Consider the following 13,722-nt stretch of genomic DNA (forward strand, 5'->3'; position numbering starts at 1 on the left):
GCCTGGGGCCGGGGCCCCAGGCGCAGGTGCGGATTGGTCACAGCACCGGTCGGGCCGGTGCGTGGCGGTGGGCTCAGGCGTCGCCGCTGGCGTCCGGGGCGGCGTCACTGCCGCCTTCGTCGCCGTCGGCGCTGGCCACGTTGGCATCGTTTTCAACGATGCGTTGCAGGCCGGACAGGCGCGAGCCTTCGTCCAGGGCCATCAGGGTCACACCCTGGGTGGCACGGCCCAGCTCGCGGATCTCGCTGACACGGGTGCGCACCAGCACGCCCTTGTCGGTGATCAGCATGATCTCGTCGTCGGCATGCACCAGGGTGGCGGCCACCACGCGGCCGTTGCGCTCGCTTTGCTGGATCGCGATCATGCCCTTGGTGCCACGGCCGTGGCGGGTGTACTCGGTGATCGAGGTGCGCTTGCCGTAGCCGTTCTCGGTGGCGGTGAGCACACTTTGCTGCTCGTCCTCGGCCACCAGCATGGCGATCACGTGCTGGGTTTCGTCCAGCATCATGCCGCGCACGCCGCGCGCATTGCGACCCATCGGGCGCACATCGTTTTCGTCAAAGCGCACGGCCTTGCCGCCGTCGCTGAACAACATCACATCGTGTTGGCCGTCGGTCAGTGCCGCACCGATCAAAAAGTCACCTTCATCGAGGTCGACCGCGATGATGCCGGCCTTGCGCGGGTTGCTGAAGTCTTCCAGCGGGGTCTTCTTGACCGTGCCCATCGAGGTGGCCATGAACACGTACTGGTCGGCCGGGAAGCTGCGCTTCTCGCCGGTCAGCGGCAGCACCACGTTGATCTTCTCGCCCTCTTGCAGCGGGAACATGTTGACGATCGGGCGCCCGCGCGAACCGCGCGAACCCGCCGGCACTTCCCAGACCTTGAGCCAGTACAGGCGGCCGCGGTTGGAGAAGCACAGGATGTAGTCGTGCGTGTTGGCGATGAACAGCTGGTCGATCCAGTCGTCTTCCTTGGTGGCGGTGGCCTGCTTGCCGCGGCCACCGCGTTTTTGCGCCCGGTACTCCGACAGCGGCTGGCTCTTGATGTAGCCGCTGTGGCTCAGCGTCACCACCATGTCGGTGGGCGTGATCAGGTCCTCGGTGCTGAGGTCTTGGGCACTGTGCTCGATCTCGCTGCGGCGGGCGCCGAGCTTGGTCTGGCCGAACTCCGTCTTCACCAGGGTCAGTTCTTCACCAATGATGGTGGACACGCGTTCGGGCTTGGCCAGGATGTCGAGGAAGTCGTCGATCTCGGCCATCACCTCTTTGTACTCGGCCACGATCTTGTCCTGCTCCAGACCGGTCAGGCGCTGCAGGCGCATCTGCAAGATCTCTTGCGCCTGGGTTTCGGAGAGTCGGTACAGGCCATCGCCTTGCATGCCGAATTCGGCTTCCAGGCCGTCGGGGCGGTAGTCGTCGGCATTCACCACGCCACCGTCGGCGCGGGTGCGGGTGAGCATTTCGCGCACCAGCTTGCTGTCCCAGCTCTTGAGCATCAGCTCGGCCTTGGCCACCGGCGGGGTGGGGGCGTTGCGGATGATCGCAATGAAATCGTCGATGTTGGCCAGTGCCACCGCCAGACCTTCCAGCACGTGGCCGCGCTCGCGTGCCTTGCGCAGGTTGAAGATGGTGCGGCGCGTGACCACTTCGCGGCGGTGCTGCAAAAAGACCACGATCAGGTCTTTGAGGTTGCACAGCTTGGGTTGGCCGTCGATCAGGGCCACCATGTTCATGCCGAAGGTGTCCTGCAGCTGGGTCTGCTTGTACAGGTTGTTCAGCACCACTTCGGGCACTTCACCGCGCTTGAGCTCGATCACCAGGCGCATGCCCGATTTGTCGGACTCGTCCTGGATGTGGCTGATGCCTTCGATCTTCTTTTCGTGCACCAGTTCGGCCATGCGCTCTTGCAGGGTCTTCTTGTTCACCTGGTAGGGCAGCTCGTCCACGATGATGGCCTGGCGCTGGCCCTTGTCGATGTCTTCAAAGTGGCACTTGGCGCGCATCACCACCTTGCCGCGGCCGGTGCGGTAACCGTCTTTGACACCGTTGATGCCGTAAATGATGCCTGCAGTCGGGAAGTCCGGCGCCGGGATGATCTCCATCAGCTCATCAATCGTCGCGTCGGGCTGGCGCAGCAGGTGCAGGCAGGCGTCCACCACCTCGTTGAGGTTGTGCGGCGGGATGTTGGTGGCCATGCCAACCGCGATGCCCGCGGAGCCGTTGACCAGCAAATTGGGCAGGCGGCTGGGCAGGACCAGGGGTTCTTTTTCGCTGCCGTCGTAGTTGGGACCGAAATCGACGGTTTCCTTGTCAATATCGCCCAGCATTTCGTGGGCGATTTTGGCCAGGCGGATTTCGGTGTACCGCATGGCGGCCGCGTTGTCGCCGTCAACCGAGCCGAAATTGCCTTGCCCGTCGACCAGCATGTGGCGCAGCGAAAAATCCTGCGCCATCCGAACGATGGTGTCGTACACCGCGCTGTCGCCGTGCGGGTGGTATTTACCAATCACGTCACCCACAATACGGGCAGACTTTTTATAGGGGCGATTCCAGTCGTTGTTCAGCTCATGCATGGCGAACAAGACACGGCGGTGCACGGGTTTCAGGCCGTCACGGGCATCGGGCAGCGCCCGCCCCACAATCACGCTCATCGCGTAGTCGAGGTAGCTGCGCCGCATTTCCTCTTCGAGACTGATGGGCAGAGTTTCTTTGGCGAACTGAGTCATGGAAGGTGGTGTTGACGGCAAGAAGCCGCCATTTTACGGGCAACGTCCTGTCGCTATCTAGCAACAATCAACCCCTATTGAGGCCTTGTCCTGCAAGCTAGGTGACTCTGACCCAAGGCTGAGGGGGGCGGGTGTGGCACAATTTAAGTAACGTTTTTGGTGGTGGTCACTGGAAACGTACGTATTCGCAGCGCGGCTGCGGCTTTTTCCCCAAGAGGAGAACCATGAAGAAACTGAACAAAGTGGCGATGTTGTTTGCCTCCGCTGCCCTTGCAACCGCTGCTGGCGCTCAAACCGTCGACAACTGGAAGAACGGCACCGGCGAACTGGTCTGGAAGAACGGCACCAACGAACTGTGCTGGCGTGATGCCAACTGGACCCCGGCTACCGCCGTGGCCGGTTGCGATGGCGCTATCGCTCCCAAGGCTGCTCCGGCTCCGGCTCCTGCCGCTGCCCCGGCTGCTGCTCCGGCTGCTCCGGCTGCCGCTGCTCCGAAGCCCGCTGCTCCGGCCGTGGCCGCCAGCAAGGTGACCTACGCTGCTGACGCTTTCTTTGACTTCGACAAGGCTGTCCTGAAGCCCGAAGGCAAGGCCAAGCTGGACGATCTGGTCGGCAAGGTCAAGGACATCAACCTGGAAGTCATCATCGCTGTCGGTCACACCGACTCGGTGGGTTCTGACGCCTACAACCAAAAGCTGTCGGTCAAGCGCGCTGAGTCTGTGAAGGCTTACCTGGTGTCCAAGGGCATCGAAAAGAACCGCGTGTACACCGAAGGCAAGGGCAAGAAGCAACCCGTTGCTGACAACAAGACTGCCGAAGGCCGCGCCAAGAACCGTCGCGTGGAAATCGAAGTCGTTGGCACCCGCGCCAACAAGTAATCCCCTTAGGATTACGTCAAGAAGCCCCGGCAACGGGGCTTTTTTTATGCCTGTTTCGTTCACAATCCAGGGATGACCCAAGCCCTGACCCCTGTTCCCGTGCTCAACGCAGACCCGGCCGAGCTGGCCAAGTTCTCTGACCTGGCCCACCGCTGGTGGGACCCCGAGAGCGAGTTCCGTCCCTTGCACCAAATCAACCCGCTGCGCCTGGCCTGGATCAACGCCCAGGCGCCGTTGGCGGGGCAGCGCGTGTTGGACATCGGCTGCGGCGGGGGCATCTTGTCGGATTCCATGGCCCGGGCGGGCGCCGATGTGCTGGGCATCGACCTGGCCACCAAGGCGCTGAAGGTGGCTCAGTTGCATGCGCTGGAGGCCCAGACGCCCCGTGTGCAGTACCGCGAAGTCAGTGCCGAGGCGCTGGCCCAAGAGCAGCCGGGCCAGTTCGATGTGGTGACCTGCATGGAGATGCTGGAGCACGTGCCCGACCCGGCGTCGGTGGTGCGGGCCTGCGCCACCCTGGTCAAGCCCGGTGGCCATGTCTTCTTTTCGACCATCAACCGCAACGCCAAGGCCTTTTTGTTCGCCATCGTCGGGGCGGAGTACATCCTCAACATGCTGCCGCGCGGCACGCATGAGTTCGCCAAGCTGATCCGACCGGCCGAGCTGGCCTCGTTCTGCCGTGACGCGGGCTTGGACTGGCAGCAGACCCGGGGCCTGGGCTACAACCCGCTGACCCGCCGCTACGCCTTGAACGCCGACACCAGCGTGAACTACATGGTGTCGACCCGCCGCAGCGTGGCCTGAGGGATTGACGATGCAGTTCAACCATGTTCGCGCGGTGCTGTTCGACCTCGACGGCACCCTGGTCGACAGCGCGCCTGATCTGGGCGCCGCCGCCGACAAGATGCGCCTCGACCGCGGCCTGCCCTCGCTGCCCTACGAGCGCTACCGCCCCATGGCGGGTGCCGGGGCCCGCGGCATGCTGGGCGAGGCCTTTGGCATCACCCCCGAGCACCAGGACTTTGCCGCCCTGCGCGAAGAGTTCTTCCAAAACTACGAAGCCCGTTTGACCGCCTTGACCACCGTGTTTGACGGTGTGCCCGAGTTGATTGCCGCCCTGGTGGCCCGGCAACTGCCTTGGGGCGTGGTCACCAACAAGTCGGCTCGCTTCACGCTGCCGCTGACGCAGGCCATGCCTTTGTTCCAAACCGCGGCGGCCGTGGTCTCGGGTGACACGACTCCGTTCGCCAAGCCGCACCCCGAGCCCCTGTTTGAGGCCGCTCGTCGGCTGGGCGTGGCACCAGAGCACTGCCTTTACGTCGGTGATGACGAGCGCGACATCGTCGCTGGCTTGGCCGCCGGCATGGGTACGGTGGCCGCTTGCTACGGCTACCTGGGGCAGAGGACGGACACCCAGGCGTGGGGCGCGCACGCGGAAATTAAATCTCCGCTGCAGCTCTTGCAATGCCTGGCCGAGGCCTAAAATAGAGGGTCTGGGGCTGCATTGGTTTCGACGTGGGTTCGGACGCGCAGCAGGGCATGTCGAGGTTCAGTCACCTCGTTAAACAGCTGAAAAAAAACTAACTGCAAACGACGAACGTTTCGCACTCGCCGCTTAAACACCGGTGAGCCTCACAACAGTTGGCCAATGGGCTGGGCAAGGGTGTCGCAAGACGTCCAGGCTGTGGGGTAATTTTCATTGGCTGGTTCTGTGCCGGGTACCTTGGCATGGGACGAGAAAATAGGGTGCTGGCGTCTTGTTCAGCGTGCGACTGCGCGGTTCAGGGTGTGAGATTCAAAACAGACCGCTAAACATGTAGAACTGTTCGAAGAAGGCTTGCGGACGGGGGTTCAAATCCCCCCAGCTCCACCATAAACGCCAACGCCCGCCAAGGTTTTTCACTCTGGCGGGCGTTTTCTTTTGGCCCTGTTGTTGGCGTATTCTGGCGATGGGTTCGCACGGATTTCGCACCGGATTCGCACGTGGTCAGGCGACGGCCTTTAACTGCGGTTTGGGCTTCTGCTGGTCCTCTCGGATGAACTTGCCGCAGGTGCGGAACACCGTCTCCACGTCCTCATGCCCAAGCCACACGGTAGCGAACCCACCGGTCCCAGCCCCCGTGTCCCATCGACAAAGCCAGGAGCCCACCCCATGAGTGACCTCGTCACCTACCCCTCGCCCACCGAACTGCATTTTTCGCGTTTCATCGCGGCGCCCCTGACCTGGGTATGGCGTGCCCATGTCGAACAAGGCCAGTTGGAGCGGTGGTGGGGGCCGGCTGGCTTCTCCGTCACCACGCTGGAAATGGACGTTCGCCCTGGTGGCCGTTGGCAATTCATCCTGCACGGCCCCCGCGTGGGCGCCGACCCCGAAGCGCCCTTTGGCGGCCCGCCCACCGACTACCCCAACCTCATCCAGTACGAAGACGTGGTGCCCCAGGAAAGGCTGGTGTGGTCACATGGCGACTTTGACGAGGTGATGTTCCATGTCACCACCACCTTCCAGGCCGAAGGTGACGGCACCCGCTTGGAGACCACCCTGCGCCTGCCCAGCGAGGCGGAGCGCGACGCCAAAGCCTCCTACGCGGTGCCCGGCCACGCGTCCTCGATGGAGAAGCTGGAGGCCCACCTGCGCCAACCGCACCACGAGTTGTCGTTCACCCGGGTGCTCCAGGCCCCCGTGGGCCAGGTGTGGTCGGCGTGGACCGTGCGCGAGCAGCTGATGCCGTGGTTTTGTCCCCAACCGTGGCAAGTCACCGAGTGCGAGATCGACCTGCGCCCTGGCGGCGCGTTCCGCACCTTGATGCAAGGCCCCGATGGCGAGCGCCATGACCTCCTGAACTGCTACTTGGTGGTGGAGCCCGAACGCCGCCTGGTCTGGACCAACGCCTTGCAGCCCGGCTATGCCCCAGCCACCCAGCCCTGGTGCACCTGCGTGGTGGAGTTGCAGGCCGTGGGCGCGACCGCAACCCGCTTGACCGCCCGCGTGATGCACGCCGACAGTGCCGCGTGCGAAGACCACGCCAAGATGGGTTTCCCCCACGGTTGGCATGTGGCGTTGGATCAGATGCTGGCCCGGATCGCCGCGTAAAGACGCGCGTTGGCGCAAAGGGGGCGGGCGGCGTCGGTCCCGCCCGTCCGGGGCATGTCGTCAGGGCTTGGGCGCAGCCCCTTTTCGCTGCAGCAGCGACAGCACCCACACGTAAAACACCGGTGCGAAAACTACCCCCAGCAGGGTCGCGCTGAGCATGCCGCCCACCACCCCGGTGCCCAGCGAGCGTTGGCTGGCGGCGCCGGCGCCATGGGCCAGCGCCAAGGGCAGGACGCCCAGGATGAAGGCCAGCGAGGTCATGACGATGGGCCGAAAGCGCAGCCGCGCGGCGATGCGGGCCGCCTCCACCAGGGAGTGCCCCTGCTCGCGCAAGGATTTGGCGAACTCAACGATCAGGATGGCGTTCTTGGCGGCCAGGCCAATGATGGTGATCAGGCCCACCTTGAAGTAAACATCGTTGGCCAAGCCCAGCGCCGACACCGCCAGCACCGACCCCAAGGCCCCCAGCGGCACGATCAGCATCACCGAGGCGGGCAGGGTCCAGCTCTCGTACAGCGCCACCAGCAGCAAGAAGACCACCACGATGGCCATGGCGAACAGGAAGGGGGCCTGTTGGCCCGCAAAGCGCTCTTGGTAGGACAGACCGGTCCATTCATGGCCGATGCCCTGGGGCAGCGTGGCCAGAATGCGCTCGATCTCCGCCATCGCCTCGCCCGTGCTGTGGCCCGGGGCGGCGTCACCCATGATGCGGTAGGCCGGGTAGCCGTTGTAGCGCGAGATCTGCACCGGGCCCATCTCCCAGGTCGCGCGCACGAAGGCACTCAAGGGCACCGGAGTGCCATGGCGGCCCGGCACATGCAGGCTCATCAGGCTCTCGGGCGTCATGCGTTCCTGGGCATCGGCCTGCACCACCACGCGCTGCAAGCGCCCGGCATTGGCAAAGTCGTTCACCAAGGCCGAGCCAAAGGCCGTGGACAAGGCGGTGGCCACGCTCTCAAACCCAACCCCCAGCGACTCGGCCTGGCTGCGGTCCACGTCCAGCCGCAGTTGCGGCGCGTCCTGCAGCCCCTCCATCATGGCGTAGGCCAGCACGGGCGAGGCATTGGCTTGGGCCAGCAGCTGGTCGCGGGCCTGGGTCAGCGCGTCACGGCCCAGTCCACCGCGGTCCTGCAGCCGCAGCGCAAAGCCGCCGGCATTGCCCAGCCCCTCGATGGGCGGAGGCATCACCGCCATGGCGGAGCCATCCGGCAACTGCGCGAAGCGCTCGTTGAAGGCGGCGATCTCGCGCTCGACCGTTTGGCCCGGCGGCCGCAGTGACCAGTCCTTGAGGCTCGGAAACCCCAGCGCTGCGTTCTGCCCCATGCCCGAGAAGCTGAAACCCAGGACGCTGAAGGCGGAGTCCATGCCGTCGCGCGCCATCAGGTACTGATCCACCTCCTTCACCAGGGCCTCTGTTCTGGGGTGGGTGGCCCCGGGGGGCAGCTGCATGTCGACCATCCAGTAGCCCTGGTCCTCCGGGGGCACGAATGATTCCGGCACCCGCACATACAACCAGCCCAGCAACACGACGGCCAGCAGGTACACGCCCATGGCCCGCCCGGTGCGTTGCAGCAGGCGGAGGTTGAGCGCATCGAAGCGACCGGTCAGGCGGCTGAAGGCGCGGTTGAAGCCGCCAAAGAACCCGCTTTGGTGGGCCGGGTGTGCGGCCGTGGCGGGCTTGAGCAAGGTGGCACACAAAGCCGGTGTGAGGGTCAGTGCCAGGAAGCCTGAGAACAGAATCGACACCGCCAGGGACAGCGAGAACTGGCGGTAGATCACCCCCACCGATCCGCTCATGAAGGCCAGGGGCAGGAACACCGCCACCAGCACCAGGGTGATGCCCACGATGGCCCCGCTGACCTGGGTCATGGCCTTGCGGGTGGCGTCGCGTGGCGACAGGCCTTCCTCGGCCATGAGGCGCTCGACGTTTTCCACCACCACGATGGCGTCGTCCACCAGGATGCCGATGGCCAGCACCAGGCCGAACATGGTCATCATGTTCACTGAGAAACCCAGGGCCCACATCACGGCAAACGTCCCCATCAGGCAGACCGGCACCACGATGGTGGGGATCAGGGTGTAGCGCACGTTCTGCAAGAACAGGAACATCACCAAGAACACCAGGACCACGGCTTCGAGCAGGGTGTGGATGACCTTCTCGATGGCCACCTTGACGAACAGCGAGGTGTCGTAGGCGATCGAGTACGTCATGTCCGGCGGCAGGCTGGCGGACAGTTCCTGCAGCCGTGCCTTGACCGCATCGGCGGTCTGAATGGCGTTGGCTCCGGGGGCCAATTGGACGGCCCCGGCCACGGCCTTCTTGCCGTTTTGTCGGCTTTCGGCGCTGTAGTCCTGGCGGCCGATTTCCAGCCGGGCCACGTCGGACAGCCGGACGGTGGACCCGTCCCGGTTGGCTCGCAGCACAATGCGGCCGAACTCCTCGGGGGATTCCAGCATGCCCTTGACCGACAGCGTGGCGCTCAACTCCTGCTCGGCGGTGCCGGGGCGGCTGCCAAAGCTGCCCGCCGGCACCTGCACGTTTTGCGCCACGATGGCGGCGTTCACATCGGCGACGGTCAGGCCGTAACCCAGCAGCTTCTGTGGCGACACCCAGACCCGCATGGCCGCCTCGGAGCCGAACAGCTGCAGCTTGCCCACCCCCGGAACGCGGCGGATCTCGTTGTTCAGGGTGCGGGCGGCGTAGTCGGCCAGCGCGACCACGTCCTTGTCCTGGTCATCGCCCTTGAAGTTCAAGGCGTAGATGATCAGGAAGTTGGCATTCGCCTGTTCGACTGGCAGGCCTTGGCGCATCACCGCAGCGGGCAGGCGGGCTTCGGCTTTCTTCAAGCGGTTTTGCACGTCCACCTGGGCCAGCGCCGGGTCGGTGCCGGGCTTGAAGGTGGCGGTGATCTCGGTCGAGCTGTTTGAGCTGGACGAGTCGAAGTACAGCAGGCCGCGGGCGCCGTTGAGCTCCTCCTCGAGGATGCTGGTCACCGAGTTGACCATGGTGCTGGCCGAGGCGCCGGGGTAGGTGGCCGTCACCATGATTTGGGGCGGCGCCACCACCGGGAACTGCGAGACCGGCAAGGCGGGGATCGCCAGCAGGCCGGCCAGCGTGATGAAAATGGCGACGACCCAAGCCAGGTTGGGTCGGCCAATGAAAAATGAAGACATCGTCGGGTGCTTGGGTGCTTGGGTGCTTGGGTGCGTGGGGGAGGGCGCTGCCGGTCAGCGCTTGTCCGTGGCGGACGCGGAAGGGGGCGGGGCGGTCGGCGCCGTCGGCGCGGCGGCGCCGTTGGATCCAACAGGAGATCCCGCGGGGGATGGGCCCGTGCTGACCCTGTCCCCCGGCTGCACCGGCTTGCCCCCGACGATCACCTGTTCACCGGCGCTCAGGCCGTGGGTGATGTGCCAGTTCGCACCGTGCATGGCGCCGGTCTGCACGACCCGCGCTTCCACTTGCCCCTCGGGGCTGACCACCTGGACCTGCGATTGGCCGTCGGCGGTGGTTTTGACCGCCCGTTGCGGCAGCAGGACCGCCTGCGTGTCCTGGCCCCGGGCCATCCGCACCCGCACATACATGCCGGGCATCAGCAGGCCCTCGGCGTTGGGGACCTCCCCGCGCAGCGCGATCTGGCTGGTGCTGGGGTCGACCGTGATGTCCGAGAACAGCAGGCGCCCTTCATGCAGGCGGCTGGAGCCCTCCAGCCGGATCTGCAGGCGTGGCGAGGCTGGCTGGCCCTTGGGCCGGCTGGCCTGGGCTTCGCGCAGGCGAACCACCTCGACCGCGGGCTGCACAAAATCCACATAGATCGGGTTCCATTGCTGGATGCTGGCCAGCGCGGTTGCTTCGCCCTGGCCCACCAAGGCCCCCTGGGTGACCAGGGCGCGGCCGATTCGCCCGGCGATGGGCGCCTTCACTTCGCAGTGCGCCAGGTTGATCTGGGCCGCCTCGACATCGGCCTTGGCGCTCAAGCGGTTGGCTTGTTGTGTCTTGACCGCCGTGGCCGCCGCATCGAACTCCTGCTGGCTGATGGCGTGGGCCTGGATCAACGGCTGGTAGCGGCGCAGCACCGCCTCGGCCTCAGCCAGGGCGGCCTCGGCCTTGGCCAACTCGGCCTCGGCGCGGTTCAGCGCGACCCGGAACGGGGCGGGGTCGATGCTGAACAGCCGCTGCCCGGCCTGCACGTCCGAGCCCTCCGGAAAATGGCGCGCCAGCACGATCCCGGCCACCCGGGCGCGCACCTCCGCCACCCGGGTGGGGGCCAAGCGGCCGGCCAGCTCCTGGGTGGTCGGCAGGGTCTGCAGTTCGACCGGCACCACCTCCACGCGGGGCCGCGGGGGCGCTGAGGGGGCGCTAGTTTCTTGGGGTTGGCAGGCCACCAGCAGGCTGCTCAAGGCGGTCCAGGTGATGACGGCGGTGCTTCGCATTGGAAAATGACGCATGGCGCTCGCCCGGGGCCGGGCGCTCGATCTTGGGAGGGTTTGGTTTGATGTAGATTCAATTGAATCAATTGTGATTCATTGTAATTGAATCGAATTCAGGGCTCGCCGGGGCCGCCGAATTTAGAATGGGCGCTCCCAGCGTGCATTCCTTTTTCGCCAGGGTGTTGCAACCCGTGCACCCAAGCCGTCCCCACCGATGACCAGCCCCCCTTTGAATGCTGAAGACGAGCGAGTTCTGGCCGCCTTGGCCCTCGCCATGGTCGACAAGCCGCGTGCCACCTTGCAGGAACTCGCCCAGGCCATTGGGGTCAGCAAGGCCACGCTGTACCGGTTCAGCCGAACGCGCGAAGAGCTGGTCGACCGCCTGATGGCCCACGGCGCTCAGCTCATGAACCGGGCCTTGGCGGAGGCGGAGCTCGACAAGGCCCCCGCCGCGGAAGGCTTGCGCCGCTTCATCGAGGGCCAGTTGCGCCACAGCGAGCTGGCGGCGTTCATGATCTATTACTGGAAGCCCGACACCTTGCAGAATGCCCGCGCTGCGGCGACCTGGACCGTGTACTTCGAGGTGCTCGATGCGTTCTTCCTCAGGGGCCAACGCGAGGGTGTTTTCCGCATCGAGATCGCTGCCGCCGTGCTCAGCGAGAGCCTGATCTCCTTGCTGACGGGCCTGATGGATGCCGAGCGCCGGGGCCGCATTGCGCGCGCCAGCCTGCCGGGCATGATCGAGGCCTTGTTCCTGGCCGGGGCCCAGAGCCCATCGGGTCGCTGACAGCCCGGTGGCGGCAGCTGCCACCGCCACCTGCACCTGCACCTGCACCTGCACCTGCACCTGCACCTGCACCTGCACCTGCGCGGGTTGCCAGCACCTCGCGCACCCCACGCGTCCCACCCACCCCTGCCCTTGGGCCAGACCTGCGGCCCAGGGCCCGTCCGTGCCGCCTTCCATCCCTGACCCTTGGGCTGCCAGCACCGGCCAGGGGCCAGCCCTTGGCGGGCCGCCCGAGCCTCGGCCGGCCTTGATGTGTACCCAATTGATCCATCTAGGGATAAATACTAGGTAACTGGTGCAATCGAGTATCGGAGTTGGTTTTCTGAGTACCAATTCGGCATTCAAAGATCGGTATCGTTCAAGCCCTCAGCGCGGTCACCGGGGATTGACACCAGGTGCCTCCGCCCTGCGATGCCGACCTTCGGAATCCATACCAACTACCCAGGAGACCTTTCGATGTCCTCTTTCCTTCGTGCCAAACCTGCCCGCCTGGCTTGGGCTGCCGCCTTGGCGCTGACGGTGTGCGGTGGGGCTGCCCAGGCCCAGACCGAGCTGGTGATCGCCACCGTGAACAACGGTCACATGATCGAGATGCAAAAGCTCAGCAAGCACTTTGAGCAGGCCCACCCCGACATCAAGCTCAAGTGGGTGACGCTGGAAGAGGGCGTGCTGCGCCAGCGCGTGACCACCGACATCGCCACCAAAGGCGGTCAGTTCGACGTGATGACCATTGGCCTGTACGAGGCCCCCATCTGGGGCAAGAAGGGTTGGCTGCAAGAGCTCAAGACCGACGCCGCCTACGACGTGGACGACCTGCTGCCCGCAGTGCGCAGCGGTCTGTCGGTGGACGGCAAGCTGTTTGCCGCGCCGTTCTACGCCGAAAGCTCCATGCTCATGTACCGCAAGGACCTGGCCGACAAGGTGGGCGTGCAGGTGCCCGAGCGCCCGACCTGGCCGCAGATCAAGGACCTGGCCGCCAAGGTGCACGACCCCAAGAATGGCGTCTACGGCATCTGCCTGCGCGGCAAGCCGGGCTGGGGCGACAACATGGCCTTCATCACCACCCTGGTCAACACCTTTGGGGGCCAGTGGTTCGACATGCAATGGAAGCCGCAGCTGGAATCCAAGCCCTGGAAGGACGCCATCCATTTCTACGTCGACCTGCTCAAGAACTATGGCCCGCCCGGCTCGTCCGCCAACAGCTTCAATGAGATCCTGGCGCTGACCAACGCGGGCAAGTGCGGCATGTGGATCGACGCCACCATCGCTGCCTCGTTCGTGAGCGACCCCAAGCAGTCCAAGGTGGCCGAGCACATGGCCTTTGCCCAGGCCCCGACCATGAACACGCCCAAGGGCGCCAACTGGTTGTGGTCGTGGAATCTGGCCATCCCGGCCGGCTCGAAGAAAGTGGATGCCGCGCAGAAGTTCATCACCTGGTCCACCAGCAAGGACTACATCCAGCTCGTGGCCAAGACCAATGGCTGGGCCAATGTGCCGACCGGCACGCGCAAGAGCACCTACGCCGCGCCGGAGTTCCAGAAGGCCGCGCGCTTTGCCGCCGCCGAGAAGACCGCCATCGACTCCGCCAACCCCAACGATTCGACGCTGCCCAAGAGCCCGTATGTGGGCGTTCAGTTTGCCGCCATCCCCGAGTTCCAGGCCATCGGCATCGCGGTGGGCCAGCAGATGAGCGCGGCGCTCGCGGGCAAGACCTCGGTGGACGCGGCCTTGAAGGCCGGTCAGGTGAGCGCCGAGCGTGAGATGAAGAAGGGCGGCTACTACAAGTAAGTAAGCCGCCGCCCCGGGCCGCCGC

Annotated in this window: 9 protein-coding genes and 1 other RNA gene; 7 read left to right on the plus strand and 3 right to left on the minus strand. The window is 65.2% G+C overall.

What is annotated here, in order from left to right:
- Positions 1–73: 73 nt before the first annotated feature.
- Entirely contained in the window at positions 74–2,725 is a 2,652-nt protein-coding gene (gyrA, locus tag PSQ40_RS08850; RefSeq protein WP_273950711.1) for a DNA gyrase subunit A, read from the minus strand.
- A 224-nt stretch (positions 2,726–2,949) separates the two neighbouring features.
- Here gyrA and ompA point away from each other — a divergent pair, with 224 nt between their 5' ends.
- The 5 genes from ompA to PSQ40_RS08875 all read left to right on the plus strand — a co-directional run bounded on the left by ompA (position 2,950) and on the right by PSQ40_RS08875 (position 6,694).
- Complete coding sequence (ompA, locus tag PSQ40_RS08855) at positions 2,950–3,603, plus strand: outer membrane protein OmpA (RefSeq protein WP_273950713.1); 654 nt, start codon at positions 2,950–2,952, stop codon at positions 3,601–3,603.
- 72 nt (positions 3,604–3,675) lie between these two features.
- Positions 3,676–4,407: a bifunctional 2-polyprenyl-6-hydroxyphenol methylase/3-demethylubiquinol 3-O-methyltransferase UbiG gene (ubiG, locus tag PSQ40_RS08860; protein WP_273950715.1), complete on the plus strand. Its 732-nt coding sequence runs from the start codon at positions 3,676–3,678 to the stop codon at positions 4,405–4,407.
- 10 nt (positions 4,408–4,417) lie between these two features.
- Positions 4,418–5,086: an HAD family hydrolase gene (locus tag PSQ40_RS08865; RefSeq protein ID WP_273950718.1), complete on the plus strand. Its 669-nt coding sequence runs from the start codon at positions 4,418–4,420 to the stop codon at positions 5,084–5,086.
- A gap of 12 nt (positions 5,087–5,098) precedes the next feature.
- Positions 5,099–5,476: a transfer-messenger RNA gene (gene ssrA / locus PSQ40_RS08870) on the plus strand.
- Between the two features lie 279 nt (positions 5,477–5,755).
- Positions 5,756–6,694, plus strand: coding sequence for an SRPBCC domain-containing protein (locus PSQ40_RS08875; RefSeq protein ID WP_273950719.1), 939 nt, complete (start codon positions 5,756–5,758; stop codon positions 6,692–6,694).
- Positions 6,695–6,754: 60 nt separating this feature from the next.
- Here PSQ40_RS08875 and PSQ40_RS08880 read toward each other — a convergent pair whose 3' ends face one another.
- Together PSQ40_RS08880 and PSQ40_RS08885 are read right to left on the minus strand one after the other, a co-directional pair.
- On the minus strand, positions 6,755–9,868 hold the full coding sequence (locus tag PSQ40_RS08880; protein WP_273950722.1) for a multidrug efflux RND transporter permease subunit: 3,114 nt from the start codon (positions 9,866–9,868) through the stop codon (positions 6,755–6,757).
- A 54-nt stretch (positions 9,869–9,922) separates the two neighbouring features.
- Positions 9,923–11,140 carry an efflux RND transporter periplasmic adaptor subunit gene (locus PSQ40_RS08885; protein ID WP_273950724.1) on the minus strand — a complete coding sequence of 406 codons (1,218 nt, stop codon included), beginning with the start codon at positions 11,138–11,140 and terminating at the stop codon, positions 9,923–9,925.
- A gap of 196 nt (positions 11,141–11,336) precedes the next feature.
- On the opposite strand from PSQ40_RS08885, the gene PSQ40_RS08890 reads away from it, so the two are divergent.
- Together PSQ40_RS08890 and PSQ40_RS08895 are read left to right on the plus strand one after the other, a co-directional pair.
- Positions 11,337–11,909, plus strand: a complete 573-nt coding sequence (locus tag PSQ40_RS08890) for a TetR/AcrR family transcriptional regulator (RefSeq protein WP_273950726.1) — start codon at positions 11,337–11,339, stop codon at positions 11,907–11,909.
- Positions 11,910–12,365: 456 nt separating this feature from the next.
- Complete coding sequence (locus PSQ40_RS08895; RefSeq protein ID WP_409338565.1) at positions 12,366–13,697, plus strand: ABC transporter substrate-binding protein; 1,332 nt, start codon at positions 12,366–12,368, stop codon at positions 13,695–13,697.
- Positions 13,698–13,722 lie beyond the last annotated feature (25 nt).

Source organism: Curvibacter cyanobacteriorum, assembly GCF_028649475.1.
Classification (GTDB): domain Bacteria; phylum Pseudomonadota; class Gammaproteobacteria; order Burkholderiales; family Burkholderiaceae_C; genus Curvibacter; species Curvibacter cyanobacteriorum.

Bases quoted from the DNA above. Each gene is read 5' to 3' on its own strand.
- ubiG (WP_273950715.1), top strand. From the start codon at position 3,676: ATGACCCAAGCCCTGACCCCTGTTCCCGTGCTCAACGCAGACCCGGCC.
- PSQ40_RS08865 (WP_273950718.1), top strand. From the start codon at position 4,418: ATGCAGTTCAACCATGTTCGCGCGGTGCTGTTCGACCTCGACGGCACC.
- ompA (WP_273950713.1), top strand. From the start codon at position 2,950: ATGAAGAAACTGAACAAAGTGGCGATGTTGTTTGCCTCCGCTGCCCTT.
- PSQ40_RS08885 (WP_273950724.1), bottom strand. From the start codon at position 11,140: ATGCGTCATTTTCCAATGCGAAGCACCGCCGTCATCACCTGGACCGCC.
- PSQ40_RS08880 (WP_273950722.1), bottom strand. From the start codon at position 9,868: ATGTCTTCATTTTTCATTGGCCGACCCAACCTGGCTTGGGTCGTCGCC.
- PSQ40_RS08875 (WP_273950719.1), top strand. From the start codon at position 5,756: ATGAGTGACCTCGTCACCTACCCCTCGCCCACCGAACTGCATTTTTCG.
- gyrA (WP_273950711.1), bottom strand. From the start codon at position 2,725: ATGACTCAGTTCGCCAAAGAAACTCTGCCCATCAGTCTCGAAGAGGAA.
- PSQ40_RS08895 (WP_409338565.1), top strand. From the start codon at position 12,366: ATGTCCTCTTTCCTTCGTGCCAAACCTGCCCGCCTGGCTTGGGCTGCC.
- PSQ40_RS08890 (WP_273950726.1), top strand. From the start codon at position 11,337: ATGACCAGCCCCCCTTTGAATGCTGAAGACGAGCGAGTTCTGGCCGCC.